At 63.4% G+C, this 26264-nt stretch carries 18 protein-coding genes; 5 read left to right on the top strand and 13 right to left on the bottom strand.

Annotation, left to right across the window (positions count from 1 at the left end):
- Positions 1 to 24 precede the first annotated feature (24 nt).
- The gene (gene sfnG, locus AB1462_RS20765) at positions 25 to 1110 is read right to left on the bottom strand and encodes a dimethylsulfone monooxygenase SfnG (protein WP_367247817.1); all 1086 of its coding nucleotides are present in this window, start codon (positions 1108 to 1110) and stop codon (positions 25 to 27) included.
- Positions 1111 to 1377: 267 nt separating this feature from the next.
- Between sfnG and AB1462_RS20760 the strand changes: the two genes are divergently transcribed.
- Positions 1378 to 2616, top strand: coding sequence for an acyl-CoA dehydrogenase family protein (locus AB1462_RS20760; RefSeq protein WP_367247816.1), 1239 nt, complete (start codon positions 1378 to 1380; stop codon positions 2614 to 2616).
- Positions 2617 to 3457: 841 nt separating this feature from the next.
- Here AB1462_RS20760 and AB1462_RS20755 read toward each other — a convergent pair.
- Both AB1462_RS20755 and AB1462_RS20750 read right to left on the bottom strand, forming a co-directional pair.
- Entirely contained in the window at positions 3458 to 5398 is a 1941-nt protein-coding gene (locus AB1462_RS20755) for a methyl-accepting chemotaxis protein (protein ID WP_367247815.1), read from the bottom strand.
- A gap of 150 nt (positions 5399 to 5548) precedes the next feature.
- The gene (locus AB1462_RS20750; protein WP_367247813.1) at positions 5549 to 9556 is read right to left on the bottom strand and encodes a molybdopterin-dependent oxidoreductase; all 4008 of its coding nucleotides are present in this window, start codon (positions 9554 to 9556) and stop codon (positions 5549 to 5551) included.
- Between the two features lie 638 nt (positions 9557 to 10194).
- On the opposite strand from AB1462_RS20750, the gene nirB reads away from it, so the two are divergent.
- A complete protein-coding gene (gene nirB / locus AB1462_RS20745) occupies positions 10195 to 12738 on the top strand; it encodes a nitrite reductase large subunit NirB (protein WP_090403607.1) in 2544 nt (847 codons plus the stop codon).
- Positions 12738 to 13100 carry a nitrite reductase small subunit NirD gene (gene nirD, locus AB1462_RS20740; RefSeq protein ID WP_090403609.1) on the top strand — a complete coding sequence of 121 codons (363 nt, stop codon included), beginning with the start codon at positions 12738 to 12740 and terminating at the stop codon, positions 13098 to 13100. The genes nirB and nirD overlap by 1 nt, the downstream gene beginning before the upstream one ends.
- 117 nt (positions 13101 to 13217) lie before the next feature.
- Here nirD and AB1462_RS20735 read toward each other — a convergent pair whose 3' ends face one another.
- The 6 genes from AB1462_RS20735 to AB1462_RS20710 form a co-directional block, all read right to left on the bottom strand.
- Positions 13218 to 14549, bottom strand: a complete 1332-nt coding sequence (locus tag AB1462_RS20735; RefSeq protein ID WP_090403611.1) for an ABC transporter substrate-binding protein — start codon at positions 14547 to 14549, stop codon at positions 13218 to 13220.
- A 28-nt stretch (positions 14550 to 14577) separates the two neighbouring features.
- Positions 14578 to 15645 (bottom strand): branched-chain amino acid ABC transporter permease, encoded by a 1068-nt coding sequence (locus AB1462_RS20730; RefSeq protein WP_367247811.1) that lies wholly within the window; start codon positions 15643 to 15645, stop codon positions 14578 to 14580.
- Positions 15646 to 15667: 22 nt separating this feature from the next.
- On the bottom strand, positions 15668 to 16549 hold the full coding sequence (locus AB1462_RS20725; RefSeq protein ID WP_090403615.1) for a branched-chain amino acid ABC transporter permease: 882 nt from the start codon (positions 16547 to 16549) through the stop codon (positions 15668 to 15670).
- A gap of 2 nt (positions 16550 to 16551) precedes the next feature.
- Complete coding sequence (locus AB1462_RS20720) at positions 16552 to 17328, bottom strand: ABC transporter ATP-binding protein (protein ID WP_090403617.1); 777 nt, start codon at positions 17326 to 17328, stop codon at positions 16552 to 16554.
- Between the two features lie 10 nt (positions 17329 to 17338).
- On the bottom strand, positions 17339 to 18388 hold the full coding sequence (locus AB1462_RS20715) for an AMP-binding protein (protein ID WP_259193010.1): 1050 nt from the start codon (positions 18386 to 18388) through the stop codon (positions 17339 to 17341).
- A 112-nt stretch (positions 18389 to 18500) separates the two neighbouring features.
- Positions 18501 to 19187 carry an aspartate/glutamate racemase family protein gene (locus tag AB1462_RS20710; RefSeq protein ID WP_367247809.1) on the bottom strand — a complete coding sequence of 229 codons (687 nt, stop codon included), beginning with the start codon at positions 19185 to 19187 and terminating at the stop codon, positions 18501 to 18503.
- 74 nt (positions 19188 to 19261) lie between these two features.
- On the opposite strand from AB1462_RS20710, the gene AB1462_RS20705 reads away from it, so the two are divergent.
- Complete coding sequence (locus AB1462_RS20705; protein ID WP_315338202.1) at positions 19262 to 19693, top strand: HIT domain-containing protein; 432 nt, start codon at positions 19262 to 19264, stop codon at positions 19691 to 19693.
- A gap of 102 nt (positions 19694 to 19795) precedes the next feature.
- Here the strand turns inward: AB1462_RS20705 and AB1462_RS20700 are convergent, their stop codons facing one another.
- Positions 19796 to 20359 (bottom strand): cysteine hydrolase family protein, encoded by a 564-nt coding sequence (locus AB1462_RS20700; RefSeq protein WP_367247808.1) that lies wholly within the window; start codon positions 20357 to 20359, stop codon positions 19796 to 19798.
- Positions 20360 to 20487: 128 nt separating this feature from the next.
- On the opposite strand from AB1462_RS20700, the gene AB1462_RS20695 reads away from it, so the two are divergent.
- Positions 20488 to 21894 carry a hypothetical protein gene (locus AB1462_RS20695; RefSeq protein WP_367247806.1) on the top strand — a complete coding sequence of 469 codons (1407 nt, stop codon included), beginning with the start codon at positions 20488 to 20490 and terminating at the stop codon, positions 21892 to 21894.
- A gap of 185 nt (positions 21895 to 22079) precedes the next feature.
- Here the strand turns inward: AB1462_RS20695 and AB1462_RS20690 are convergent, their stop codons facing one another.
- The 3 genes from AB1462_RS20690 to AB1462_RS20680 all read right to left on the bottom strand — a co-directional run bounded on the left by AB1462_RS20690 (position 22080) and on the right by AB1462_RS20680 (position 26251).
- Positions 22080 to 23417, bottom strand: a complete 1338-nt coding sequence (locus tag AB1462_RS20690; RefSeq protein ID WP_315338205.1) for an MFS transporter — start codon at positions 23415 to 23417, stop codon at positions 22080 to 22082.
- Between the two features lie 150 nt (positions 23418 to 23567).
- Entirely contained in the window at positions 23568 to 24503 is a 936-nt protein-coding gene (locus tag AB1462_RS20685; protein ID WP_259193005.1) for a DMT family transporter, read from the bottom strand.
- A gap of 182 nt (positions 24504 to 24685) precedes the next feature.
- Positions 24686 to 26251 carry a methyl-accepting chemotaxis protein gene (locus tag AB1462_RS20680; protein WP_367247805.1) on the bottom strand — a complete coding sequence of 522 codons (1566 nt, stop codon included), beginning with the start codon at positions 26249 to 26251 and terminating at the stop codon, positions 24686 to 24688.
- Positions 26252 to 26264: the final 13 nt, after the last annotated feature.

Here is a 26264-nt window from a genome sequence, read left to right as displayed (position 1 = left end):
CCCTGCGCCTGGAAAACCCCTTGGTCAGGCCACCTGCTTGATCCCGGCCTTGGCTTCCAGCTCGCGCACCAGCGGCAGTACACGCTTGCCGAAGTACTCCACTTCTTCCTGGAAGTGCAGGAACCCCGCCAGCACCAGTTCTACGCCTACGGCCTTGAGTGCAACGATGCGCTCGGCAATTTGCTGCGGGGTGCCGATCAGGTTGGTCTTGAAGCCATCGTTGTACTGCACCAGGTCTTCAAAGCTGGACTTGGCCCAGTTGCCCTCGCCTTCGGGTGACGCCTTGCCGGCCTGCTTGGCCGCGTCGCCAAAGGCATTCACGGCGTCCGGATCGGCCTTGTCGATGATCTCCGCGAGCACGGCGCGGGCTTCTTCCTCGGTATCACGGGCGATGATGAATGCATTCACGCCGACTTTGACCGAATGGTTGTTCGCCGCGGCCTTGGTGCGAATGTCGTCGACCTGGGCCTTGATGCCTTCCGGGGTGTTGCCGTTGGTGAAATACCAGTCCGACACCCGCGCTGCCATGTCCCGCGCGGCCCGCGAACTGCCGCCTTGGAACACTTCCGGCTGGCCCAACGGCTTGGGCTTGAGGGTGTAGTTGTTGAACCGATAGAAGTCGCCCTTGAAGGTAAAGTCATCCTGGGTCCAGATGCCTTTGAGGGCGCGGATAAATTCCTCGGAACGGCGATAGCGCTCATCGTGCTCCAGCCAGTGTTCGCCGATGGCCTGGAACTCCCCCTTGAACCAGCCACTGACGATGTTCACCGCAATGCGGCCATTGGTGAGCTGGTCGATGGTCGCCAGTTGCTTGGCCGCCAGCGCCGGCTGCCACGGGCCGGGCAGGATCGCCGCGATGACTTTGAGCTTAGTGGTCGCGGCCAGCAATGCATGGCTGAACGCCACGGATTCATGCTGATTTTCCGCACCATAGCCGGCGGTGAAGCGGATCTGGGTCAGGCCGTATTCGAAGCCGGCCTCTTCGGCCAATTGCGCCAGTTTACGGTTGTAGTCGATGCCCCAGTGGGTGCGTTGTTCGATCTTGCTGACCACCAGCCCACCGCTGACGTTGGGCACCCAATAGGCAAATTTCACGGCTTGCTGACTCATCGAACGGTACCTCGCATTAAGGAATGTACCGAGGGGTGGAGCAGCAAGCGTGCCAGGCAGGCGCAAACGCCCGCGCCGCAGGGGTTGGGACACGTATTCGGGGCCGCAAGGCATTGCATGCCAATGTCAGGGATTGCGACGGTTTGTCGATTTGCTGTTGCCAGGGCAACAGTAAACAGCATGCATCTCCCGTAAACACTGGCCCTGGGACCCGGCACGGACTGTGCAATCACTCCCTGCACCGATCACTGCCCCGGAGCCTTGCCCATGACCGAACACCACGTTATCAACCCGCTGTCCGTCGGCGTCGACTACCCCACGCTGGCAGCACGCTTTCGTCCGATTTTCCAGCGCATCGCCGATGGCGCGGTGGAACGCGAACAAACCCGCGCCCTGCCCCATGAGCCGATCCAGTGGCTCAAGGAAGCCGGCTTCGGTGCGGTGCGGGTGCCGGTGGAATATGGCGGTGGCGGTGCTTCGCTGCCGCAACTGTTCGAACTACTGATCGAACTGGCCGAAGCCGACTCCAACGTACCCCAGGCCCTGCGCGGGCATTTCGCCTTTGCCGAAGACCGCCTGAATGCGCCGCCCAGTGCCGGCCGCGACCTGTGGTTCAAGCGCTTTGTCGACGGCGATATCGTCGGCTGCGCCTGGACCGAAATCGGCGCCGTGGCCATCGGCGACGTTGTCACCAAGGTCAGTCCGGACGGCGATCAGTGGAAACTCAACGGTGAAAAGTTCTACAGCACCGGCAGCATTTTCTCTGACTGGATCGACGTGTACGCCCAGCGCAGCGACACCGGCGGCGATGTGATCGCCGCCACTCGCGCGCGCCAACCCGGCGTGGAACACAGCGATGACTGGGACGGTTTTGGCCAGCGCACGACCGGCAGCGGCACCTCGCGCTTTACCGATGCGGTGGTGGAGGCGGAAAACGTCATCGACTTTGCGACCCGCTTCAAATACCAGACCGCGTTCTACCAACTTGTCCTGCTGGCCAGCCTCGCCGGTATCGGCCGTGCCGCCTTGCGCGATGTGGCCCACCAGGTGCGCAACCGCAAGCGCATCTACAGCCATGGCAATGCCCAGCACGTCAGCCAGGATGCACAAATCCAGCAGGTGGTGGGCGAAGTCGCCGCCTTGGTCTACGCCGCCGAAGCCAGCGCGCTGAGGGCTGCGATACCGGCACAGCGGGCGTACCTGGCGCGTTTCGGTGGGGATGAGGAGGTCGAGCGCGAAGCCAACGTGGCCGCCGAAATCGAGTCAGCCACGGCGCAGGTGGTGGTGTCGGAACTGATCCAGCGCGCCACCAGTGAGTTGTTCAACGCACTGGGGGCCTCGGATGTGCGCCAGGGCAAGTCCCTCGACCGCCATTGGCGCAATGCACGGACCGTGTCGTCACACAACCCGGTGATCTACAAGGCGCGCATCGTGGGGGATTGGGTGATCAATGGCACCGAGCCGCCGTTTGTGTGGCAGATCGGCAATGGCCCGGCGAAAGCCTGAGGCTGAGCGGGTTCAAAACTGTGGCGGCCTTCGGGCCGGCCATGTCGTTGGATTTGAGCGAGTACATATCCATTGCTGCGGTAACGGCTGATATGGGTTCCGCCCTTACGGCGGGTCACTTTTGGAAAAGAGCCCCAAAAGTAAAAAAGGGCTCTTGCCCCAACACTCGGCACCTCGCTTAGGCTCGGTGTGCCCGAACGAAGGCCAGCGTGTTTAACGGGGCGCCTAGGATCAAGATCAAAAGCCAGAGCAAAAGCAGGCTGAGGCCTACCTGCTGGATGGAGATCCAAATGTGGGAGGGGCGGTGCGACGATTCGACTTGCCCCCGATAGCGCCGGGTCAGTTAAAAAATAAGGGACTGACACTCCCTCATCGGGGCATAGGTATCTACACATCTTGAGCCGAGCCCCCTGCGTAGATACCGTCTTATCCAGCACCGCGTAAAACCCCGTAGCAGCTGCCGAGCCCCGGCGAGGCTGCGTTGGCCGCGACTCGAGCTTGAATCGGCAGCGCGCCTGACGCAGCCTCGCTTGCGCTCGGCAGTTGCTACGGGAGGAGGCCTTGATGGGGTTGGCATTCGTAGCAGCTGCCGAGCCCCGGCGAGGCTGCGTCGGCCGCGACTCGAGCTTGAATCGGCAGCGCGCCTGACGCAGCCTCGCTTGCGCTCGGCAGCTGCTACGGGGGTAGGCCTTGATGGGGTTGGCATTCGTAGCAGCTGCCGAGCCCCGGCGAGGCTGCGTTGGCCGCGACTCGGGCTTGAATCGGCAGCGCGCCTGACGCAGCCTCGCTTGCGCTCGGCAGCTGCTACGGGGGGAGTCGGATGATCAGATGGCGACAATCATCAGGACTTGAAACGCCCCACCAGGCCATTCAACTCATCCGACAGATTCGACAAGCGCCCCGAGTCGTCCTGCGCCGAGTTGGCCAGGCTTTCCACCAGTCGCGCTTCGTCGTAGATCTGCTGGATATGCCGGTTGATCTCTTCGGCCACGCTGTGTTGTTCCTCGGCGGCAGCGGAGATTTGCAGGTTCTGGTCGCGGATTTCGTTGACCGACAACTGGATGCCTTCAAAGCTGTCGCGCGCGCTTTCGATGGACGACACGCTGGCTCGTGACAGGTCCAGGCAACTGCCCATTTTTTGCGTGACTTCCTGGGTCTTGTTTTCCAGGGTGCCGAGCAGGTGCTCGATCTCGCCGGTGGAGTCGGAGGTGCGCTTGGCCAGCGCGCGCACTTCGTCGGCGACCACGGCAAAACCACGGCCCTGGTCACCGGCACGGGCGGCCTCGATGGCGGCGTTGAGCGCCAGCAGGTTGGTCTGTTCGGCAATCGCGCGGATGGTGCCGATGATCTGGTTGATGCTGCGGCTGCCGGCTTCGAGTTCGACCATGGCGTCGGACGACTCGGTCAAGCGGCGGCCCAGGCGGTTGACGTTATCGGTGGTGACTTCGATCTGTTGCTTGCCCTCGGCCACACGGCGATGGCCGTTCTCCGCCGACTCTGCCGCACTGCTGCAGGAGCGCGCGACCTCGTTGGCGGTGGCGACCATTTCGTTGAAGGCGGTGGACACCAGTTCCACCGCCTCGCGCTGGCGCCCGGCGGCTTCGTTCATGTTGTGCGCCACTTCGCTGTTGACCTTGGAGGCGTTATGCAAATTGGCCGAAGCCGCGCCGATGTGCTGGATCAGTTGGCGAATGGCGGCGAGGAATTTGTTGAACCAGCCGGCCAGTTCAGCTGTTTCATCCTTGCCCTGCACCTGCAGGGCGTGGCGCAGGTCGCCTTCACCTTCGGCAATCGACTGCAAACCGCTGCTGACCTGGCCGATGGGCTTGACGATCACTTTGGAAAACGCCGCCGCGAGCACGCCGAAGATCAGCACCAGCACGCCGACGATGACAGCGGTGAGGTAGGTCATGCGCATGGCTTCGGCCATGACTTCGCGGTGTTCGATCAGGCCGATATAGCGCCAGCCCAGGCCGGGGGAGGTCCACACGTTAGCCATGTAGCGCACGCCGTTGATTTCCACCTCGGTAGAACCTTGGGAGGTTTCGGCCAGGTGTGCATAGGCGGCCCCCAGGTCCTTGAGCGGCTTGAAGCTGTGGGCGGCATCGCGTGGGTCGACCAGCACCACGCCGTCTTCGATCAGCATCACGTAGCCGCTTTCGCCGAGCTTGATGCTCTTGACCAGTTCGGTGAGGTTCTTCAGCGACACGCTGACCACGAACACGCCCTTGGCTTTGCCGGCGTTATCCAGCAAGGCGCGCGCGGTTCCCACCAGCGCCACGTCGTCTTTGTCGTAATAGTAAGCCGGCGTGCGCACGGTCTTGCCGGGGCTGGCCATGGCGGCCTTGTACCACGGGCGGGCGCGTGGGTCGTACTTGGCCAGTTGCGGGTCATCCGGCCATTTGACGTAGGTGCCGTCTTCCAGGCCGACGGACAGGATGGCCGCTGCCGGGTGCGTGGCGCCAAAGCGCGCAAAGCGCTCGATGACCGCTTGTGCCGCCGCCGGCATTGGCTGGCTGGCCGCGTCGGCGGGCTGGTAGTTCTTCAGCGTTTCCACGGAGGTGTATACAGGATCCGTGGCCATTTGATCGACGTTCTGCAGCGTGCCGTCGAAGAACTGGCGGATATTGCCATCGATCTGGCGGATTTCCCGGGTGCTGCCATCGATAAACTGGTCAACGGCCTGGGTCCGTGTGTTCATCACGGAGATGACCGCCACCAGGCTTACCGGGATAAACGCGACCGAGACAAAAGCCAGCACCAGCTTATTTTTTATTTTCATCGAGACGACCATCAGCGTAGGGGGCGGTCAAATCGTCTCGTTCCGGAAAAAGAGCGCGGCGATTTGCTATCACCGCTGTTTCGGCCCAGCGCCGGTGAAACTTTAGGGTTTTTTGTACACAATACAAAGTGCTTATTGTTCTGTATCCAATCAGTAGACATCACGCAGATAGCGCTTCTGTTCGCTCAATTGGCGCCAGTACTCCACGGCGCCCTCAACGCCAAGCCCGCCGTGGGTTTGCGCGACTTGGCGCAGGGCCTGGTCGACGTCCTTGGCCATATGGCTGGCATCCCCGCAGATGTACAACTGCGCGCCGTCCTGCAACCAGCGCCACAGCTCGGCGCCGTGTTCGTGGATGCGGTCCTGCACGTAGACCTTCTGCGCCTGGTCGCGAGAGAACGCCAGGCTCAGGTGAGTGAGCAAGCCGTCGTGCTGCATGCCTTGCAGTTCGTCCTGGTAGTAAAAGTCGCTGGCCGCGTGTTGCTCGCCAAAGAACAGCCAGTTGCGGCCCTGATGCCCCTGGGCCCGACGTTCCTGCAAAAACGCGCGGAACGGCGCCACACCGGTGCCGGGGCCGATCATGATCATCGGCACGTCGCCGTCGGCAGGTGTGCGGAAGTGCTTGGACGGCTGCACGAACAACGGCACCTCGCTGTCTGCGGCGCGGTCGGCGAGGAAGGTCGACGACACGCCCTTGCGCTTGCCATAACGCACGGCGGCCACGGTGAGGTGCACTTGCTGCGGGTAGGCTTTGGCGCTTGAGGCGATTGAGTACAAGCGTGGTTGCAGGCGCTTGAGGGTGCCGAGCAGTTCGTCCGCCGAACAATCGATGGGGTACTCGTGCAGCACGTCCACCAGTTGCCGGCCCCACAGCCAGTCTTGCAGTTCGGCCTTGTGCTCAGGGCCCAGCAGGTGTTTAAGGCCTGGGTTGGCGGTGCGCTCGGCAATAAAGGCCAGGGTGTCGCTGCTGGGGCGGGCGATTTCGAAACGCTGGGTCAGTGCCTGGTGCAGCGGTACATCGCCGAAGGTGTCGATGTTTACGCAGGCCGTGGCATCCAGGCGCGTCAGGTCGAGCAGTTCGCTGACCAGTTCCGGGCAGTTGCGCGGCATGACCCCCAGGGCATCACCGGCTTCATAGCTCAGCCCGGAGTCGGTCAGGTCCAGGGCGAACTGGCGGGTTTCCTTGTGGGGGCTCCGCGGATTCAGGTGCCGGTTGAGCAGCAGCCGTGAGCCATGCAGCTTGGTTTTGCCCGCCGGGGTGGCGGGTGGGGCGAGCGTTGCGGGCTTGGCCGGGTTGAGGGTGTGTTGCAGCTGTGCCAGCCAGGCGTAGGCGCGTTCTTCGAATTCGGTGTCGCAGTCCACGCGCTCCAGCAGGCGGGTTGCGCCCAACTCCAGCAGGCGCTGGTCAAGGCGTTTGCCGTGCTTGCAGAACTGGTCGTAATTCGGATCGCCCAGGGCCAGTACCGCAAAGCGCAGCGACTCCAGGCGGATCTCGGCGGTACTCAGGCTGTGCCAGAAGCCTTCGCCGTTGTCCGGTGGGTCGCCGTCGCCGAAGGTGCTGCTGATCAGCGCCAGGTTTTGCGTGCTTGCCAGCTTGCTGGCGGGAAAATCCGCCATCGCACTGAGCTCGACGCTGATGCCGGCGTCGCGCAGGCGCTTGGCGAACCGTTCGGCGAGGGCTTCGGCGTTACCGGTCTGCGAGGCCCATAACAGGGTGACGGCCGGGGCGGGCGGTAACGCTGAGGTGCTGGTGTCGGTGCGGCTGAACAGCCCGCCGAGCAAACCGTCCAGCCACAGGCGGGAATCCTTGGCCAGCGGCGCATCGATTGGCATCACCGGTACACCGGCTGCCTGGCGCCCGGCGTCGGAGCGCAGGCCGCTGAGGAAACCCGCGAGGTAAGTGCGTTCGCTGTCGCTCAATGACGGGGCCGGCACGTTGCGGATGCCGGCAATATCGGCGAAGGCGTCAAGGCGCGACATGGCGAGGTCCTCTGCTAAGGGGGAAAAATCATTCGTGGCCGGTCTATCGAGAAACTGGTGATTGATCAACTCGACCCGGGCCAGGGCAACGGCACAGAACTTGAACTCGGGTTGCAGGGAAATCGGATCGACCGCGTCGTTGGTCACCGCGTTGATCGCGAGGTTTTCGCCAAACACATCGTTCCAGTGGAAGGGCGCAAAACAGTTGCCCGGGCGCACGCGGTCGGTGACCACCGCAGGCAGTACGGCCCGCCCGCGCTGGGAGCGCACCTCCACGCGGTCGTTGTCCTTGATGCCCAGGCTGGCGGCGTCTTCGGGGTGCAGTTCGACGAAGGGGCCGGGGTTGAGTTTGTTCAGCGTGGCGACCTTGCCGGTCTTGGTCAGGGTGTGCCACTGGTGCTGCAAACGGCCGGTGTTGAGCACGAAGGGGAAGGCTGCGTCGGGCATCTCCGCCGGCGGCATATGCGGGCGCGCAAGGAACTGGCCCTTGCCGGTTTCGGTGGCGAATCTGAGCGTGCCTGTATTCAGGTAACGGATCGGGTTGCGGTCCGCGCCAGCCTCCGAAGAGCAGGGCCATTGCAGCGGTTGTTCGCGCAGCCGTGCATGGCTGGCGCCGCGAATGTCGTAGCCGGTCTTGGGGTTCCAGGCGCGCTTGATCTCGTCGAAGACCTCGGCGGCGCTGGCATAGGTGAAGGCGTCGGCAAAGCCCATCTCGCACGCGACCCTGGCGATGATTTGCCAGTCGGGCAAGGTCTGGCCCGGAGGTTCGACGGCTTTTTGCATCAAGGTCAGGTTGCGCTCGGAGTTGATCATCACCCCTTCGGCCTCGGCCCACAGCGCGCCGGGCAGCAGGATGTCGGCGTAGCGGTTGGTCTCGGTGTCGAGGAAGGCGTCCTGGGTGATCACCAGTTCGGCGGCTTGCAGGCCTTCGATGACCTTGCGGCGATTGGGCGCGCTGGCCACCGGGTTGGTGCAGATGATCCAGCAGGCCTTGATCTGCCCGGCGCTCATCTGCTCGAACATCGCCACGGTGCCGCCGCCGACCTGGCGCGGCAGGCTGTCGGCGGGGATCTGCCAGAGGTCTTCGATAAATGTGCGGTCTGCCTCCACCAGCACCGAGCGTTGCCCCGGCAGGCCAGGGCCCATGTAGCCCATCTCACGGCCGCCCATGGCATTGGGTTGGCCGGTGAGGGAAAACGGCCCGCTGCCGGGGCGGCAGATGGCGCCGGTGGCCAGGTGCAGGTTGCACAGGGCGTTGGTGTTCCAGGTGCCGTGGGTGCTTTGGTTGAGGCCCATGGTCCAGCAGCTCATCCATTCGGCGGCTGCGCCGATCCAGTCGGCGGCCTGGCGGATGTCCGCTTCGGCCAGGCCGGTGATGTCGGCGACCGTGTGCGGTGGGTAGTCTTCGAGGAAGCCGGGCATGGCCTCCCAGCCCTCGGTGAACGCGGCAATAAAGGCCGGGTCGGTGTGGCCGTCCTTGACCAGCAGGTGCAACAGGCCATTGAGCAGGGCGAGGTCGGTGCCCGGTTTGATCGGCAGGTACAGGCCGGCCTTGTCGGCGGTGGCGCTGCGCCGTGGGTCGACCACGATCAGCTTCGCGCCGGCCTTGACCCGGTCCATCATGCGCAGGAACAGGATCGGGTGACAGTCGGCCATATTGGCGCCGATCACGAAGAACAGGTCGGCGCGGTCGAAGTCTTCATAGGAGCCCGGCGGCCCGTCGGAGCCGAGGGACAGCTTGTAGCCGCTGCCGGCGCTGGCCATGCACAGGCGTGAGTTGGACTCGACGTTATTGGTGCGTACAAAGCCCTTGGCCAATTTGTTGATCAGGTACTGGGCTTCCAGGGACATTTGCCCGGACACATAAAAGGACAGGGCATCCGGCCCGTGGCTGTCGAGGATGTCGCGCAGGCGCCCGGCGGTTTCGCTGATGGCGGTGTCCATGGCGATGCGCACCGGGTCGTGGTCGCGCTTCTCGCGCAGGTAGGCGTTCTCCATCCGCCCGGACTCGGCGATAGCCTGCGCGCAGGTGGTGCCTTTGGTGCACAGGCGGCCGAAGTTGGTGGGGTGGGCCTTGTCGCCGATCACCTTGACCACCTTATTGTTCTCCACCTGCATGACGATGCCACAGCCCACACCACAATAGGGACACACACTGCGTACGCTTTGGTTTGCCATCGGTAACCCTCGAAACTTTTTCTGCCCGCCAACAAAAAAGCGCCCTGCAACCCTCCGTTGGAAACGGGGATTGCACGGCGCCTTTGTCGTGAATGGGCAATCAGCGTTGACTGCTCTGTGTGTACTCCTAGCAAGTCACGCGCCAATTTCTTAAGCACAGGTTAATTGTGGCGAGCGGGCTTGCCCCGCGTTGGGCTGCGCAGCAGCCCCAAACCCAGGCACCTCAGTCCTTACAGGAAGCAAGCAGTGGCAGTAATGGGGCGGCTTCGCCACCCAACGCGGGGCAAGCCCGCTCGCCACAACAGTCCCGCTCACCATAGAAGCATTTGTGAGCCTTTGAACGTGCGCTTTTTTGAAGCAAGGCGCACCAGTTGGAGGCGAAATTGGCTGCGCTTTGTGCAGTTGATTGCCTGTCGCCGCCGTGAGTACTCGCTTGCGGCCAATTGGCACGCCACCTGCAAGCTCCCCTTCAACCCACCTCGGTCAACGACGATCGACAACAGGGGCATACAGCGGTAGATCCGGCGCAGTCGCCGATCCAATCCCGCATAAGAACAGGCAAAGACGCCTGGAACCGTAAGGTTTCAGGCGTTTTTTTTTGCTTTTTAAATCGTGATGAACGTTGTCGGGTGCTTGATATGAACAAACAGATGAAAACCCTGATCGTCGTCGGCAATGGCATGGTCGGCCACCATTGCGTGGAGCAACTGATCGAACGCGGCGCGTTGGATCACTACCGGCTGCACGTGTTCAGCGAAGAGCCGATGCGTGCCTATGACCGCGTGCATCTGTCCGAGTATTTCACCGGCCGCGATGCCGAGTCGTTGGCATTGTCCGACGCCTCGCTGTACCAGGTGCCGGGCGTTACCTTGCACCTGGGGGTGCCGGTGCTGGAGATCGACCGCGAGCGCCGTGAGGTGATCACCGCCCAGGGCTGCGTGGCGTATGACAAGCTGGTGCTGGCCACCGGTTCCTATCCGTTCGTGCCGCCGATCGAGGGCGCCGAAGGCGACTCGCGGCTGGTGTATCGCACGCTCGAAGACCTCGACGCCATTCGCGCCGCGGCCGCCAATGCGCGCCGTGGTGTGGTGGTAGGCGGTGGCCTGCTCGGCCTGGAAGCCGCCAACGCCCTCAAAAGCCTGGGCCTGGAAGCCCATGTGGTGGAATTCGCGCCGCGCCTGATGCCAGTGCAACTGGATGATTTCGGCGGCCTTGCGCTCAAGGCCCAGATCGAGCGGCTGGGCGTCGGTGTGCATCTGTCCCGCGCCACCCAATCGATCAGTGCCGGCGAGCAGTACCGCTACCGCATGAACTTTGCCAATGACGAGTTCCTGGAGACCGACCTGATCGTGTTCTCCGCCGGGATCCGCGCCCAGGATGCCCTGGCTCGCCAGGCCGGCCTGGAGATTGGCCCGCGCGGCGGCGTGGTGATCAACGACGAGTGCTTGAGCTGCGATCCCAATATCTACGCGATTGGCGAATGCGCCTCCTGGAACGGCAGCCTGTTCGGCCTGGTTGCGCCGGGTTACCAAATGGCCCGTGGTGTCGCCGCGCTGTTGTGCGAGCACACCGCTGAGCCCTTTGTCGGCGCCGACATGTCCACCAAGCTCAAGCTGCTGGGCGTGGACGTGGGCTCCATCGGCGACGCGCACGCCCACACACCGGGTGCGCGCAGCTACCAGTTCATCGACGAGGCGAGCGCCAGCTATCGACGCCTGGTGGTGGATGCGAGCGGCAAACACGTGATCGGCGCGGTGCTGGTCGGCGACAACAGCTACTACGACACCTTGCTGCAGTACATGCAGAACAGCATCGCGCTGCCGGCCGAACCGGCCAGCCTGATCCTGCCATCGTCCAGCGGCGCACCGACCCTCGGCCCAGGCGCATTGCCGGAGTCGGCCACGGTGTGCTCGTGCCACAACGTCAACAAGGGCGCGATCTGCTCGGCCATCGACGCCGGTTGCAGCGACCTCGGCCTGCTCAAGTCGCAGACCAAGGCCTGCACCGGTTGCGGCGGGTGCGCCGGGTTGCTCAAGCAGGTGTTCGAGCATGAGCTGATCGCTCGCGGCGTCAGCGTCGACAAAAGCCTGTGCGAACACTTCGCCTATACCCGCCAGGAGTTGTATGCCCTGGTGCGCGTGGAAGGGGTGCTCACGTTTGAAGAACTGCTGGCCAAGCACGGCCGTGGCCACACCGGCTGCGATGTGTGCAAACCGGCGGTGGGGTCGATCCTGGCCTCGTGCTGGAACCAGCCGATCATGGACGCGTCCCTGGTGCCGTTGCAGGACACCAACGATACCTTCATGGCCAACATGCAGAAGAACGGCACCTACTCGGTGGTGCCGCGTATTCCGGGCGGCGAGATCACGGCCGACAAGTTGATCGTGATTGGCGAAGTGGCGAAGAAATACGACCTCTATACCAAGATCACCGGCGGCCAGCGCATCGACCTGTTTGGTGCGCAGTTGCACGAGCTGCCGGACATCTGGGCCGAGCTGATCGCGGCCGGTTTTGAAACCGGGCACGCCTATGGCAAGTCCACGCGCACGGTGAAGTCCTGCGTGGGCAGCACCTGGTGCCGCTACGGTGTGCAGGACAGCGTGAAAATGGCGCTGTTGATCGAGGACCGCTACAAGGGCCTGCGCTCGCCGCACAAACTCAAGTTCGCGGTGTCCGGCTGCACACGCGAATGCGCCGAGGCGCAGAGCAAGGACGTGGGCGTGATCGCCACCGAGAAGGGCTGGAACCTCTACATCGCCGGCAACGGCGGCATGCGTCCACGCCATGCCGAACTGTTCGCCACCGACCTGGATGACGCCACGCTGATCCAGTACATCGACCGCTTCCTGATGTTCTACATCCGCACCGCCGACAAGTTGCAACGCACCTCGGTCTGGCGCGAAAGCCTGGAAGGCGGCCTGGATTTCCTCAAGGACGTGATCCTGCACGACAGCCTGGGCCTGGGCGCCGAGCTCGAAGCGCAGATGCAACTGGTGGTCGACCGCTACGAATGCGAGTGGGCCAACGCTCTCAAGGACCCGGAAAAGCTCAAGCGCTTCCGCACCTTCGTCAACGACAAACGCCCCGACCCGGACATCCACTTTGTCCAGGAACGCGGCCAGCGTCGGCCGATCATGGCCGCCGAACTCAACCTGATTGCCGTCACCGAGGAGCTTGCCTGATGAGCCAGTCCAACACGCAGCGCAACCTTGCCACCTGGAAAAGTGTGTGCAACGAGACCGACCTGGTGAGTAATTCCGGCGTAGTGGTGTGGCTGGACGGTGCCCAAGTCGCACTGTTCTACCTGCCCGACGCCCAGGACCAGACGCTGTACGCCATCGACAACCACGACCCGGAATCCGGCGCGAATGTGATCGGTCGCGGGCTGGTCGGCAGTATCAAGGGCGACCTGGTAGTGGCCGCGCCGATCTACAAGCAGCATTACCGTTTGCACGACGGCCAATGCCTGGAGGCACCGCACCAGCGTTTGCGGGTATGGCCGGTGCGGTTGAACGGCGGCGTGGTGGAATTGGCCGTGGGCTGACACACCTCGGTCTAAATGTGGGAGGGGGCTTGCTCCCGATGACGGTGGATCAGCTAATGAATCAGTTGACTGACACTCCGCTATCGGGAGCAAGCCCCCTCCCACAGTTGGGTCGTTTTACTGCTCTTTGCTGCAATCTCGTGGCGTGATGCCTTTCTCCTTGGCGTACTGCGCCGCAGAGGCTTCGATGATCGGCCGCAGCAAGGCGCGGTCGGCTTGTACCCAGTCGCTGATCAGGTTCCAGCGCTGGCCATCCCATTGCTGGAAGCGTACGGCACCGCCGCCTTCGTGGTCGGCGCAGGACAGTTTCAGCGGTTGCACCAGGCCCTTGGCGCCCAGGGCTTGCAGGCGTGCATCGTCGAGGTTCAGGTGTTCGAAGCCCCAGCGTACTTGCTCGCCAGTGAGCGGTTGGTGGCCGTATTTTTCCTGGGCCAGGCGCAGCGCTTCGACGTTGAGAATGCCGTTGACCACGCCCAGGTTGTAATACACGGTGCCGAAACGCTTGGGGTCGGCCAGGTTGCCCTTGCCGGCGTCTACCACGCTTTGCTTGATGCCTTGCAGCACCGGGAAGTCGGTGCCCGAGGGGTGCGTGGTGATCGAGATAAAGCCTTTGGCGGCGGCTCCGGCCGGTACCACGTCTTCTTCGGAGTTGCTCCAGATATTGCCGATGATGTGATCGGCCGGGTAGCCGACTTTCTGCGCGGATTTAAGCGCCACCGGGTTCATCACGCCCCAGCCGCGCAGGATCACCCAGTCGGGCTTGAGGCGACGGATGTTCAGCCACTGCGATTGCTGCTCGTTGCCGGGGTGCGGCACTTCCAGCAGGGTCAGTTCGAAGCCGGCGTTTTTCGCCAGGGTTTCGAGCACGCCATTGGTTTCCTTGCCGTATGGCGAGCCGTGGTAGAGCACGGCGATTTTCTTGCCTTTGAGCTTGTCGGCGCCGCCTTCGCGTTGGCCGATGTAGTTGATGATCGCCGAGACTTCCGAATACGGGTTGAGCTGCAGCGGGAACACGTAGGGGAACACGCTGCCGTCGGTGGAGTCGGTGCGGCCATGGTTGATGGTGATCAGCGGCAACTTGTCGGCGGTCGAGCGTTCCAGCGTGGCATAGGCGATGCCGACTGACAGCGGGTTGGTGGCGGCGGCCGGTGCACCGTTGAGCCCACCCTTGAGGCGCTCGTAGCATTCGACGCCTTTTTCCACCACGTACTCGGTTTCGCATTCGCTCCAGGTCAGCTTGACGCCGTTCACCCCGCCCTTGGAATTGATGTATTGCAGGTAGTCGATGAAACCACCGAAGAAACCAGTGCCGCCGGCGGCGTACGGGCCGACCCGGTAGCTTTGCAAGGGGAAGTATTGTTCGTTGGCAGCCTGGGCGCCGGCCGTGAGCCCGGCGGTGATCAGGGCCAGGCCCAAGGCCAGGCGGCGCAGCGATAAGCGGTGTGTCATGGAGGTCATTCCTGGGGGGTTATTGAGTTCAGTAACGCAGCGGCCAAACCCTGGCCCGTTGACGAAAGCGCTGCCACAGACGGGCCAGCCCCTCCGGCTCCTTGATCAGAAAAGCGATGATCAGCGCGCCAAACAGCATCTTCTGGATGTTTTCCAACTGGCCCGCATCCATCAGCCCGGCGGGCAAAAGGCCGAAGAGGTTGCCCAGCAGAATGGGGAACAGCACGATGAACGCGGCGCCGAGGACGTTGCCGAGCACGCTGCCCAGGCCGCCGATAATGATGATGAACAGCACCTGGAACGAGCGGCTCAGGTCAAAGCCGTGGGGCTCGACCGTGCCCAGGTAGGCGAACGCCCACAGTGAACCGGCCACGCCGAGGTAGAAGCCGCTGATCGCAAATGCCAGCAGCTTGGCCTTCAACAGGCGAATACCGATGACGGCAGCGGCGGTGTCCATGTCGCGCACGGCCATCCAGTGACGGCTCAGTTCGCTGCGCACCAGGTTTTTGCCCAACCAGAACAGCGCCACCACCACGGTCAACGTCAGCACATAGCGGCCGCGCGGTGAGCTGAAATCCAACCCGGCAATCAGCAGCGGCGGCGAGGTGATGACGCCCGAGGCGTTGTCGTTGGTAAACCAACTGAAGCGGGTGAGCACCCACTCGACCACGAACTGCGCGGCCAGGGTCGCCACCAGCAGGTAAAAGCCCTTGATGCGCAGGCTCGGCAAACCGAAGAACACCGCCACCAGCGCAGCGATCACGCCGCCCAGGGCGAAGCTGACCAGCAGCGGCAGGCCAGGCACGCGCAGTTGCAGGTTGTAGGCGGCAAACGCGCCCACCGCCATGAACGCCGCCGAGCCCAGTGAAAGTTGCCCGGCGTAGCCCGTCAGCAGGTTGAGCCCAAGCCCGGCCAGTGACAGCACCAGCAGCGGCACCAGGATCGCGCTGAACCAGTAGTCATTGCCCAGCCAAGGCACCGCAAAAAATGCCACGCCCAGCAGCAGCCACAGCGCGACCCGGTCCTGGCGCAGGCGAAAGGTGCGGCGCTCGGCCGCGTAGGAGGTACTGATTTGACCGACTTCTTGATACAGCATGCAGGCATTTCCCCAAGGACAATCAAACCCGTTCGATGGCGCGCTCGCCGAACAACCCGGCAGGCCGCACCAGCAGGAACAGCAAGGCCAGGACGTACGGCACCCAGTTTTCAATGCCGCTGCCGATGATCGGGCCGAGGTATATCTCGGCGACTTTCTCCGCGGCACCGATGATCAGGCCGCCGACAATCGCCCCGCCGATGGACGAGAACCCGCCGATGATCAGCACCGGCAGCGCCTTGAGCACCACCAGCGAGAGCGAGAACTGCACCCCCAGGCGCGCGCCCCAGAGCAACCCGGCCACCAGGCCGACGAACCCGGCCACGGCCCACACCAACGCCCATATCCGTGGCAGGCGAATCCCGATGGCCATGGACGCCAGCGGGTCATCGGCCACCGCGCGCAACGACAGGCCCACCCGCGTCTTGTTGAACAGCAGCGACAGCACGATCACCAGCGCGGCGGCGGTGCCGGCGGCAAACAGGTCGAATTGCGAAAGCAGCATGCCGCGGATTTCCAGCGGTTCGTCGGCGATGCCGAGGTCCAGCCCGTGCACCTGCGCACCCCACAGGAACTGCGCAAAGCCTTCGATCATGTAGGACAGCCCGAGGGTCGCCATAAAGAGGATGATCGGTGGGCGATTGACCAAGGGCCGCAGCACCACTTTTTCGATCAGCAGCGCCAGCACCACCATGCTCGCCAGGGTGATCAGGAACGCCCAGGCAAACGGGAAGCCGCGCTCCAACAGGCTGACAAACGTCAGCGCGGCGAACAGCACCATGGCGCCCTGGGCAAAATTGAACACGCCGGAGGCCTTGTAGATCAGCACAAAACCAATCGCCACCAGGGCATACATCACGCCCGCCAGCAGACCGCCGATCAGCACTTCGAAGAAAAATTCCATGCTCAGGTCCCCAGGTAGGCGGCGATGACATCGGGGTTGGCGCGCACCTGTTGCGGGGTGCCGTCGCCGATCTTGCGACCGTAGTCGAGGACCACCACGTGGTCGCATAAGCCCATGACCACGCCGATGTCGTGTTCGATCAACACCACGGTGGTGCCGAACTCGCGGTTGATGTCGCGGATGAACTGGCTCATCTGCGCTTTCTCCTCGGCGTTCATGCCGGCCATGGGTTCATCCAGCAACAGCAGGGTAGGTTCGGCGGCCAGGGCGCGGGCCAGTTCCACACGTTTTTGCAGGCCGTAGGGCAGGGTGCCGACCAGCACGTGGCGCCAGGGATGGATCTGCAGGAAGGCAATCACCTTTTCCGCGTGCAGGCGGTGGGCGTCGTCCTCGCGTGGCGCGCGGCCCAGGCGCAGCATCTGTTCCAGCCAACTGCTGCGGCGTTTGAGGTTGCGCCCGGTGAGCACGTTGTCGAGCACGCTCATGCCCTTGAACAGCGCGATATTCTGGAAGGTCCGCGCTATTCCGCCCTCGGCCGCCTGGTGCGCGCGCATGCGCCGCCGGGTCTGGCCGGCGTAGCGGATGCTGCCGCTCTGGGGGTGGTAGACGCCGTTGATCACGTTGAGCAGCGAACTTTTGCCCGCGCCGTTGGGGCCGATCAGGCCGCAGATGTCACCGGCCTTGACCTCGAAACTGATCGAGGTGATGGCCTTGATGCCCTTGAACGACAGGGAGATGTCATCGAGCCGCAGTAATACCGCTTCAGTGGGTGTGTGCATGGAAGGCTCGTCAGGCAGATTGAGGCAGCAAGTGGTCGCTGGGTGCGTGGCGGGTGGACGGCTCTTGCCAGTGGCCGGGACGAATACCCAGGGCAGCGAAGAAGGCGGCACTTTCCGGATGCAGCGGCGGCCCGACCAGCAAGGGCACGCGCAGGCGGCTCATGCCCAGCACATCCAGCAACGGGCGACGCACCAGCCAATGGCCCAGCCAGCGGCGCACCGGGGATAGGGTCGGCTGCATGGCCCAGGCGTATAAACGATGGCTGAAGCTGCCCGGCAGTGGCAGGCGTTCACGCACCCATTGCTCCAGGCGCGCATAGGATTCGCGGGTGCCCAGCACCAGGGTCGGGCCCAGCTCGCGGCGGTCGGTGTCGCGGGTGGCGAGGGCCTCGGGGAAGTTCAGCCGAAAGCCCGCGTGCAGCCAGGGCGCAAGCAGGTAGCGCGCCTGCCCGCTGGCGGCAAACACCCGTGCGGCGAGGGCTTCGTCGTCGGCGCCGAGGTGTTCGCGGTCGACCAGCGTCCGGGCGCCCGCAAGCAGTTGCGCATGGCTCAAGTGCTGAGGCGTGTCGGCATGAAAGACGAAGGCGGTGTCGCCGGGCCGTGGGGCGGGTGCCGGCGTGTCGGCGCCTAACTCGGCATAGTTGATCAAGCCGGTGTCTGGGGACTGGCTCAGGCCACGCCCGTCGAGGAACACCACCACCCCGCGCTCACCGAGTTGTTGCAGCGCTTGCAGGTCTTGCACGAGCACGAAGCGCGGTCGCAGCTCGGCCAGCAGCGCGCGGTTGTCGCGCTCCGGGTCGAGCAGCGTGACGCTGGCGCCCAACCATTGCGCGGCCAGCGCCAGCAGCAACGCTTCGGGACGCGCCTGGCTGAGGATCAACAGGTTATCGTCAGGCCCGAAACTGCGCTGATGCAAGGCAGCGGCAAGTTGGCTGACCTCGTGTGCCACCTCGCTCCAGCTGCGCTCATGCCAGATGCCCAGGCGCTTGTAGCGCAAGGCAATCGCCGACCCTCGGGTGTGGGCTTGGCGCAACAGCGCCTGGGGCAGTGTCTGGGGCATGGGGGTATCCTTCGTCAGTATGCGAAGGCGATTGCACGCGCCATGCCAGAGGAATAACTGCTTTTATTTCAAACAGATACGTAGCTTGTGCGGAGAAGAGGCGTGTGTGGATTCAGCACAAGCTGTCCAAGCAGTGTTGTTGGGCCAACAGCGCCGTCAGCGGGTCTTGAAGTGAGCGCAACGCTGCTTCCAGGCCGGCGAGGGCACTGGTGAGGGGCAGTGGGCCGGATGTGACATGGGCGGCAGCACCGCTCATGGAGGCCTGAGCCAACGCGACTATTGATGCGCCCTCCCGGTAGGTCTGATCGGCGGCCATGGCAACGGCCGCCAGGTAGCCCTCGATATCGCCCGCCTTGAACAGGCCCCATGCCCCTGGAACCAGCCGCACTTCGACGACCGCGTTCGATTGCAGCGCCGCCTTGTGAAACAGCCGCGAGGTGGGTTCGAGGGTGGTTTTCACCGCGCACAATACCGCGACTTTTCCGCCAGCCTGCACCGCCGAAGCAGCCAGCGCTTCGTCTGTTCTCAGGATCGGGACACTGCTGGAGATACCTTCAACGACCGGGCCCAGGGTCGAGCAGGTGAGCACCACGGCGTCGGCCTGTTCAGCCAGTGCAAGCAGGGCTGATGCGGTGGATACGCAGATGTCTGCGCTCAGATGTCCGGCGTTTTCTGCCGCAGCCAACAGGTCGGCGCGCACTTCATGGCGCAGCACACCAGGGCCGATACCCAGTGCTTTCGCCGCCGTATCAAATACGCTGATGTTGCTGGCTGCGGTATGAAGGCAGGCAATGCGCATGGGCTGTTTCCAGTGCTGAAAATGTCGACGATGGTTAAGATGCAGCCCTCACTCACCTAACGCAAGGACAGGGTATGCCGCTGATCATGGAACGCGTAGAACAGGCCCGCAACGGCACCAACGACAAGGTCATCTGTCGCATGCCCTCAGGCTGGGCAGTGATGGGCGATGTGCAATTCCTGCCTGGCTACTGCTTGCTATTGCCCGACCCGGTGGTCGCCAGCCTGAACGACCTGGATGCCGACGCCCGTGCGACCTATTTGCTCGACATGGCGCGCATCGGCGACGCGGTGCTGCAAGCCACCGGTGCATTGCGGATGAACTACGAGATCCTGGGTAATTCGGAGCCGGAGTTGCATTGCCATATCTTTCCGCGCTACGCCTCGGAGCCGGATGACAAACGCAAAATGCCGGCGTGGTTTTATGACTGGAAAAACGCGCTGCCGTACGCGGAAGACGTGCATGGGGAGCTGCGCAAGAACATTGCGCAATTACTGGAAAACTAATGATGGCGGACCATCATTGGTGGTCCGCCCAGGCGCTGCGTGCCACCGAGGAAACGGTCTGGCCCGAAGTGCTGGTTGAAATGCTGGTGCAACCCGGCGTGTTCAGCGCAGAGCGCTGAGAATCCCGGCCGTCTCGACCACCCTGGCGTAGTCCATTGCCAGGGTGCTCAGCGACAGCGCGTGCACGTCCTCGGCCGGCCACAGGCGCCCGGACAAATCGGTTTGATCGAAGGTGTAGCAGGCGTCGGCGGCGACGATCACGTCAAAGCCAAGGTTGCCACCTGTGCGTGTCGTTGCTTCGACGGAGTTGTTGGTGATCACCCCGGCGATCACCAGTTGCTTGATCGAACGCGCGTGCAGCCAGCGTTCCAGCCCGGTGGCGGTGAAGGCACAGGGTACGTTCTTTTCCACCACGTGTTCGTGGGCCAGCGGTTGCAGCGCAGGCTGAAATTCGCAGCCCGGCTGGCCCGGCCAGAATACCGAGCCGGGGGTACGGGAGATGTGCCTGACGTGTACCACAGGCCGCCCCGACTGCCGCCAGGCGCCGAGCAACTGCTGCACCTGCTGCTCGGCCTGCGGATTATTGCGGCGCCCGAGCTTCGGATCATTCATGCCCTGCTGCATGTCGATGATCACCAGTGCAGCATTGGTGGCTAACGGTTCCATGGCACGTCCTTTGGCTTGTGAGGCACAAAACATATCAGCCAATGTACGTGCTTAAGCAACGATTTTTTCGAAGCCTTCAGCATTTGCCTTTACACTGCCGCCCCCGAATTTCAGCAAGGATGCGTTGGATGCGTACGCGACTCAGCGGTGTACTCCTCTCCCTGGCCCTGGCCGCTCCCGTCATGGCCGAGCCCCGTTCGTTCTCGGTCAATGACCCCAGCGGTCAATACCTGGTCGACGTGTTGTTCCCCGAGGTGCCGCAGGACTTGCAGTACCTGGCGCCGGCGCTCATCACCCTGCGTGACAAAGGCTCCCTCGAAATCCTTCAGCAACTGCAGACCCCGGACGCCCAGGTGCCGCTGGACGCCCAAGGCAAAACCCTGGACTGGCGCCTGATGGGGGAGAATGGGGTGGTGTACTTCGCCGATATTAACCAGGATGGCCGCCAGGACCTGGCAATCCGCAACGGCAACGGCGCGGATAAAGACTTCCAATCGAGTTACGACGTCTACCTGCAAGACCCGCAGAAGCCCCACTGGGTGCTCAATGGTCCCTTGACCGCGCTGGCCAACGAGACCTTCGGCGGGATGTTTTCGGTCGATCCCAAGGACGGCATTATCCATTCGCAGACCGACCGGGGTTGCTGCTGGACCCGCGCCAGCCGCTATCAGATGCGCGACGGCAAACTGGTAAAACTCAGCTCGTACACCCAGGCAGAAGTGCCCGCGACCGACGATGATGCCAACAACAGCATGCCCAGCGGCTACATGCTGCGCACCACCGGCGAGTGGAAGGACGGCCAATGGCTGGAAACGCCAAGGCTGGAAGGGCCGGTAAACGAAGACCCCGAGTTCCTGGCCGGCACCCTCAACGGCAAGATCCCGGTGCAACTCTGGTACCAGCAACAGGGCGCGGTGCTGATGGGTGAAGTGCGCTACACCAAAAGTGGCAGCGGCAAGCCGATCAAGCTGGTGGGCGATCAGGGTGAATACGGCGACCAGTCGTTTATCTACCTGCACGAATATGCCGATGATGGTCATCAAACCGGCATCTGGCGCATCACGCGGGAGACCGTCGAACCCTATGTCTACGCGGGCACCTGGGTCAGTGGCGCCAAGGGCGACCAGCCTGAACTGCAGATTCAACTGCAGAGGCAGGACCGCGAGCCTGAGTACGACAAACTCGGCGACGTGGCCCGCGACCAGCGCGAGGGCCATTACCAGATGCGCGACGATTTCCTCGACCGCGACGGTGACCTGGACCTGAAAATCCTTCCCGACCGCGACGCTCAGGGCCGGGAAGTGGCGGAACTCACAGTGACGCTCAAAGACACCGGGACCGACAAGATCATCATCACCACGCACCAAAGCGTGCCGATGGAAACCGAAAACCTGATCATCGTGCGCGCACCCCAGGCGCCGCCTCGGGCCGGGCCGTATCACATCCAACTGGTGAAGGGCTTTGCCGTGATCGAGCACAACTCGGCGCCGGACAGCCAGGACTATCTGACCGGGTTTTATCGTAAGCAGCCCTGAGGCAAGGGAGCAATGCTGCCTGAGTGTCGATCCTGGCCTCACCCCCCGTAGCAGCTGCCGAGCGCAAGCGAGGCTGCGTCAGGCGCGCTGCCGATTCAAGCTCGAGTCGCGACCGACGCCGCCTCGCTTGCGCTCGGCAGCTGCTACGGGTTTGGACGGTGTTGGGTAAGACGGCATCAGGGGGCTTAACGCGAGAGCAGCGGCGCCGCGCCCTGATCCTCAGCGCCCACGTCGTGCAGGGAAATCCTCGACGTTTCCGGCAACGCCAACCCGCCCGCCAACGCCAGCAATGCCACGGCAATCAGGTAGAACGCCGGTGACAGGTTGCTGCCTGTGGTGCTGATCAACCACGTGGCCATCAGCGGCGCTGTACCGCCGAAAATCGTATACGCCATGTTGTAGGTGATCGCCGAGGCGGTATAGCGCGTGCGGGTCGGGAAGGTCTCCGATAGCAACGCCGCCGTGACCACCCCGCACAACACCGCGCCCACCGCCAGCAACATCACCCCGACGATGGATGCCGCGAAGGAACCGGAACTGGCCATCAGGAACGACGGATACACCACCACCATCAACAACACGCACGCCGTCATCACCGTGACCCGACGCCCCACGCGATCCGAATACAGCCCCGCCAGCGGGCAAATCGCTGCGGCGAAGATCAATGCAATCAGCGACACCAGCAACGCCATCGCCCGGCTCAGCCCACCGGCCACTTGCAGGTACGTCGCGAAGTAGGTGGTGAACATATAAAACGACAGCGCCGTCAGTGACACAAAAGCGCCCAGGCAGCAGATCGCCGCACCATGGTTGCGCAAGGTTTCCTTGAGCGGGGAGTGGGCGACGGCGTGCTCCTGCTTCACGGCCTGGAACGCAGGGGTCTCATCCAGCTTCCAGCGCAGGTAAAGGCCCACCAGGCCCAGCGGCGCGGCGATCAGGAACGGCAGGCGCCAGCCCCAGCTGCCCATCGCCTCGGCGGATAACGACGCTTCAAGGGCGTAGGCCACCACGGCGGCGGCAGCGAAGGCGGAGAACGTCGACACCGGCACGAAGCTGCCATACCAGGCGCGTTTGTCGCGGGGCGCGTGCTCCATCAGATAGGCACAGGCACCGGCGTATTCGCCGCCGGCGGAGAAGCCCTGGGCGCAGCGGATCAGCGACAACAGAATCGGCGCCGCGACGCCGATGGCGGCGTAGGTGGGCAGCAGGCCGATCAAGGTGGTGGCGCCGGCCATCAGCAAGATGGTCATGGCCAGGGTGCGTTTGCGCCCGATGCGGTCGCCGAGCATGCCGAAGAAAATCCCGCCCAAGGGCCGGAAGGCGAAGGCGACGGCGAACACCGCGAAGGTTTTGAGCAACGCAGCGCTGGCGTCGCCGCTGGGGAAGAATTGTTGGGCGATGGTGGTGGCGAGGAAACCGTAGACAGCGAAGTCAAACCATTCGACGAAGTTACCGATGCCGGCGGCGATGATGACCTTGCGCAGGGTTTGGGGGCTTACCTGTTCGGTGGAGGAGCTGGTCATGGGGAAGGCCTCGGAAGGGGTCGGGGATGCTGGATTATCCGGGGAAGGAGGGTGGGCGACCGGGCTCAAAAGAGTCGTCCGCATAGTCAGTAGCGACTGGCAGGGAGTGGAAGAGGCAGGAATTGGGCCAGGTCAGGCGGGGATCTATCGTTACCGGGCAGACTTGCGATACGTCAGCAGCACAATCCCGGTCACTACGATGACGCCACCGAGCATCTGCCCGGCGCTGAGCATTTGATCGAGCACGATCCAGCCCATCAGCAACGTCGCCAGCGGTTCAATGTTCATGACCGGTGCATTGCGCGGCATGTCCAGGCGCGGGACCGAAATAAACAGCACGATAAAACCGGTGCCATACAGCACCACCAACGTCGCCAGCGCCAGCCAGCCGGTACTGGTGGCCGGCAGGTTCAGGCCGCCCGGAAGGGCGCCGCTGAGGCCAGCAAGGTTGACGCTGCTGAACACGATGAAGATCGTCAGCAGGCTGCGCACTGAACCGCGGACCTGGGACAACTTGTGGTCGGTGATCCATAGCGCGCAGGCGAAGACGAAGGCGGCGCAAAAGGCCAGGCTGACACCGAGCAGCCATTGCGGACCGATATCGGCACTGCTTGAGAGGCGCCCGGGTACGTCCAGCACAAACACCAGGCCCACCAGGATCAAGCCCATCAGCAAGGCGGTGCGCGCCGTCGGGCGCGGGCCGCCTAATGCCCAGGTGAGCAGGGCGAGCAAGATCGGGAACACGTTGCCCACCAGTAACGCCAGCGCCACCGGCACGCGGGCGACGGCGGAGTAGAGACACAGGCTCTGGGTGGCGATAAGCAGGCCCAGCAGCACTTGCCAGCGCCATGCACCTGCCGGCAGGCGCAGGTTTTGGCGTTGCCACAGCACAAGCACGGCCAGCACCAGCAAGGTGCCGCCCGAGCGCATCAAAATGGCCAACAGCACACCGGCGCCATCATCGAAAGCCACGCGAGCGGCGATGTGGTTACCGGCGAAGGCACAGCCCATGCAGAGCAGAATCAACACGGCAATGGGGCGGGAAAACAGGGCGGGGGTGCTTTGCAGGGCGGCAGGGGCAGACATGAAGGGACTCGGGCAGTTGACACCATCGTCGGGGATGGCGATTTGTTTTTAGGTTGTCGTACAACTTGCAGGTGGGATTTGTAGCGTGTTTGTGTCAAAGGGGCAAGGAGGTATTTCGTTTGAGTGGTTATCGTGTGGCGAGCCCGCTCGCCACAGTAAGCGGGCTCGGGACACGCTAGCCTTTAGCGATTGAAGCGCTCAACCAACGCGTATTGGGTGGACGCGGTATTCGTCAGTTCCTTGCTCAGGTCCGTGGATTGATGGGCTTGTATCGAGGTCTGGTCGGCCAGTTCGGCGATGGTGGTGATGTTGCGGCTGATCTCCTCGGCGACCGCGCTTTGTTCTTCGGTGGCGGCGGCGATCTGGGTGGTCATGTCGGTGATATGCGACACCGCTTCGCTGATCCCCACCAGGGCCTGGTCCGCTTCCAGCACCCACGCGACGCCTTCCTGGGCCTGGCGCTGGCCGTTTTCCATGCTTTGCACGGCGTTGTTGGATGACGTCTGCAACTGGGTGATCAAGGCATGGATCTGGGTGGTGGATTGCGAGGTGCGCTGGGCCAGTTGGCGTACTTCGTCGGCGACAACCGCAAAGCCTCGGCCTTGCTCGCCCGCGCGGGCTGCCTCGATGGCTGCATTGAGGGCGAGCAGGTTGGTTTGGTCGGCGATGCCTTTGATCACGTCCACCACGCTGCCGATTTCGTCGCTGTCCCGGGCCAGTTGCGCCACGGTAGTACCGGTCTCGCTGACCATGGCGGACAACCGCTCGATGGCTTCACGGGTATCGCGCGCCACTTCGCGGCCGCGCCCGGTCAGTACATAGGCCTGTTGGGTGGCGTCCGCGGTGCGCTGCACATGGCTGGCGACGTCCTGGGTGGTCGCGGCCATCTGGTTGACGGCCGCCGAGACCTGTTCGGTTTCCACGCGCTGACGGTTCAGGCCTTTGGCGCTGGCGGCGGCCAACTGATCGGATTGCGCGGCCAGGGTACTCAGTTGTTCGGCGCTGTCCTGCAGGCGGGTGAGGCAGGTTTTAAGGCGCGCGGTCTGGCTGAGAAACGCGGTTTCCAAACGAGACTGTGGGCCGCGTGCGTCACTGTACATCTGCGCGATCAAGGCATCTGACGTCGAAGGCTCAACCCCTTCCAACAGACGCAAGGTGCTGCTCTGGCGCCAGTGTGAGCACAGCAGGCCCACCGGCACTGCGACTGCCACGGCCACTGCGACGGCCACCGGCGCACTGAGGAACAGCCCGGCAACACTGCCGGCCACACCGGTGGCGATGTACGGCACGCAGCTCAATGCCGCCGGCAGCCACGCATCCTGGCGCGGCACGCCCGGCTTGCCTTGGCTGATACGCCGGTAGAGGGCCTGGGCGCGGCGGATTTCATCGGCCGTGGGCTTGACCCGCACCGACTCAAAACCAACGACTCGGCTGCCGTCGAAGATCGGCGTGACGTAGGCGTTGACCCAATAATGGTCGCCATTTTTCGAGCGGTTCTTGACGATGCCCATCCATGGCAGGCCTTGCTTGAGCGCACTCCACATGTGCGCAAAAACGGCGGGTGGCACATCAGGGTGACGCACGATGTTCTGGGGGGCGCCGATCAGGTCGGCTCGTTCAAAGCCGCTGATATCGACAAAGGCGTCGTTGCAGTAAGTGATCACACCCTGAACATCGGTGGCGGAGATGAGTTTTTGCGAAGGCGCGAGTGAAATCTCGCGCTGTGTTACAGGCTGGTTGTTACGCATTCCGACTACTCCC

Source organism: Pseudomonas sp. SB113 (assembly GCF_040754745.1).
In the GTDB taxonomy this organism is placed as follows: domain Bacteria; phylum Pseudomonadota; class Gammaproteobacteria; order Pseudomonadales; family Pseudomonadaceae; genus Aquipseudomonas; species Aquipseudomonas grimontii.
This window is presented reverse-complemented; position numbering and strand designations above follow the sequence as displayed.

What these genes read in the sequence shown, in the direction of transcription:
- AB1462_RS20725 (WP_090403615.1), bottom strand. Translation starts at nt 16,549, where the DNA reads ATGGAATTTTTCTTCGAAGTGCTGATCGGCGGTCTGCTGGCGGGCGTG.
- AB1462_RS20750 (WP_367247813.1), bottom strand. Translation starts at nt 9,556, where the DNA reads ATGGCAAACCAAAGCGTACGCAGTGTGTGTCCCTATTGTGGTGTGGGC.
- AB1462_RS20735 (WP_090403611.1), bottom strand. Translation starts at nt 14,549, where the DNA reads ATGACACACCGCTTATCGCTGCGCCGCCTGGCCTTGGGCCTGGCCCTG.
- AB1462_RS20720 (WP_090403617.1), bottom strand. Translation starts at nt 17,328, where the DNA reads ATGCACACACCCACTGAAGCGGTATTACTGCGGCTCGATGACATCTCC.
- AB1462_RS20695 (WP_367247806.1), top strand. Translation starts at nt 20,488, where the DNA reads ATGCGTACGCGACTCAGCGGTGTACTCCTCTCCCTGGCCCTGGCCGCT.
- AB1462_RS20710 (WP_367247809.1), bottom strand. Translation starts at nt 19,187, where the DNA reads ATGCGCATTGCCTGCCTTCATACCGCAGCCAGCAACATCAGCGTATTT.
- AB1462_RS20700 (WP_367247808.1), bottom strand. Translation starts at nt 20,359, where the DNA reads ATGGAACCGTTAGCCACCAATGCTGCACTGGTGATCATCGACATGCAG.
- nirB (WP_090403607.1), top strand. Translation starts at nt 10,195, where the DNA reads ATGAACAAACAGATGAAAACCCTGATCGTCGTCGGCAATGGCATGGTC.
- AB1462_RS20680 (WP_367247805.1), bottom strand. Translation starts at nt 26,251, where the DNA reads ATGCGTAACAACCAGCCTGTAACACAGCGCGAGATTTCACTCGCGCCT.
- AB1462_RS20705 (WP_315338202.1), top strand. Translation starts at nt 19,262, where the DNA reads ATGCCGCTGATCATGGAACGCGTAGAACAGGCCCGCAACGGCACCAAC.
- sfnG (WP_367247817.1), bottom strand. Translation starts at nt 1,110, where the DNA reads ATGAGTCAGCAAGCCGTGAAATTTGCCTATTGGGTGCCCAACGTCAGC.
- AB1462_RS20690 (WP_315338205.1), bottom strand. Translation starts at nt 23,417, where the DNA reads ATGACCAGCTCCTCCACCGAACAGGTAAGCCCCCAAACCCTGCGCAAG.
- AB1462_RS20730 (WP_367247811.1), bottom strand. Translation starts at nt 15,645, where the DNA reads ATGCTGTATCAAGAAGTCGGTCAAATCAGTACCTCCTACGCGGCCGAG.
- nirD (WP_090403609.1), top strand. Translation starts at nt 12,738, where the DNA reads ATGAGCCAGTCCAACACGCAGCGCAACCTTGCCACCTGGAAAAGTGTG.
- AB1462_RS20760 (WP_367247816.1), top strand. Translation starts at nt 1,378, where the DNA reads ATGACCGAACACCACGTTATCAACCCGCTGTCCGTCGGCGTCGACTAC.
- AB1462_RS20715 (WP_259193010.1), bottom strand. Translation starts at nt 18,388, where the DNA reads ATGCCCCAGACACTGCCCCAGGCGCTGTTGCGCCAAGCCCACACCCGA.
- AB1462_RS20685 (WP_259193005.1), bottom strand. Translation starts at nt 24,503, where the DNA reads ATGTCTGCCCCTGCCGCCCTGCAAAGCACCCCCGCCCTGTTTTCCCGC.
- AB1462_RS20755 (WP_367247815.1), bottom strand. Translation starts at nt 5,398, where the DNA reads ATGAAAATAAAAAATAAGCTGGTGCTGGCTTTTGTCTCGGTCGCGTTT.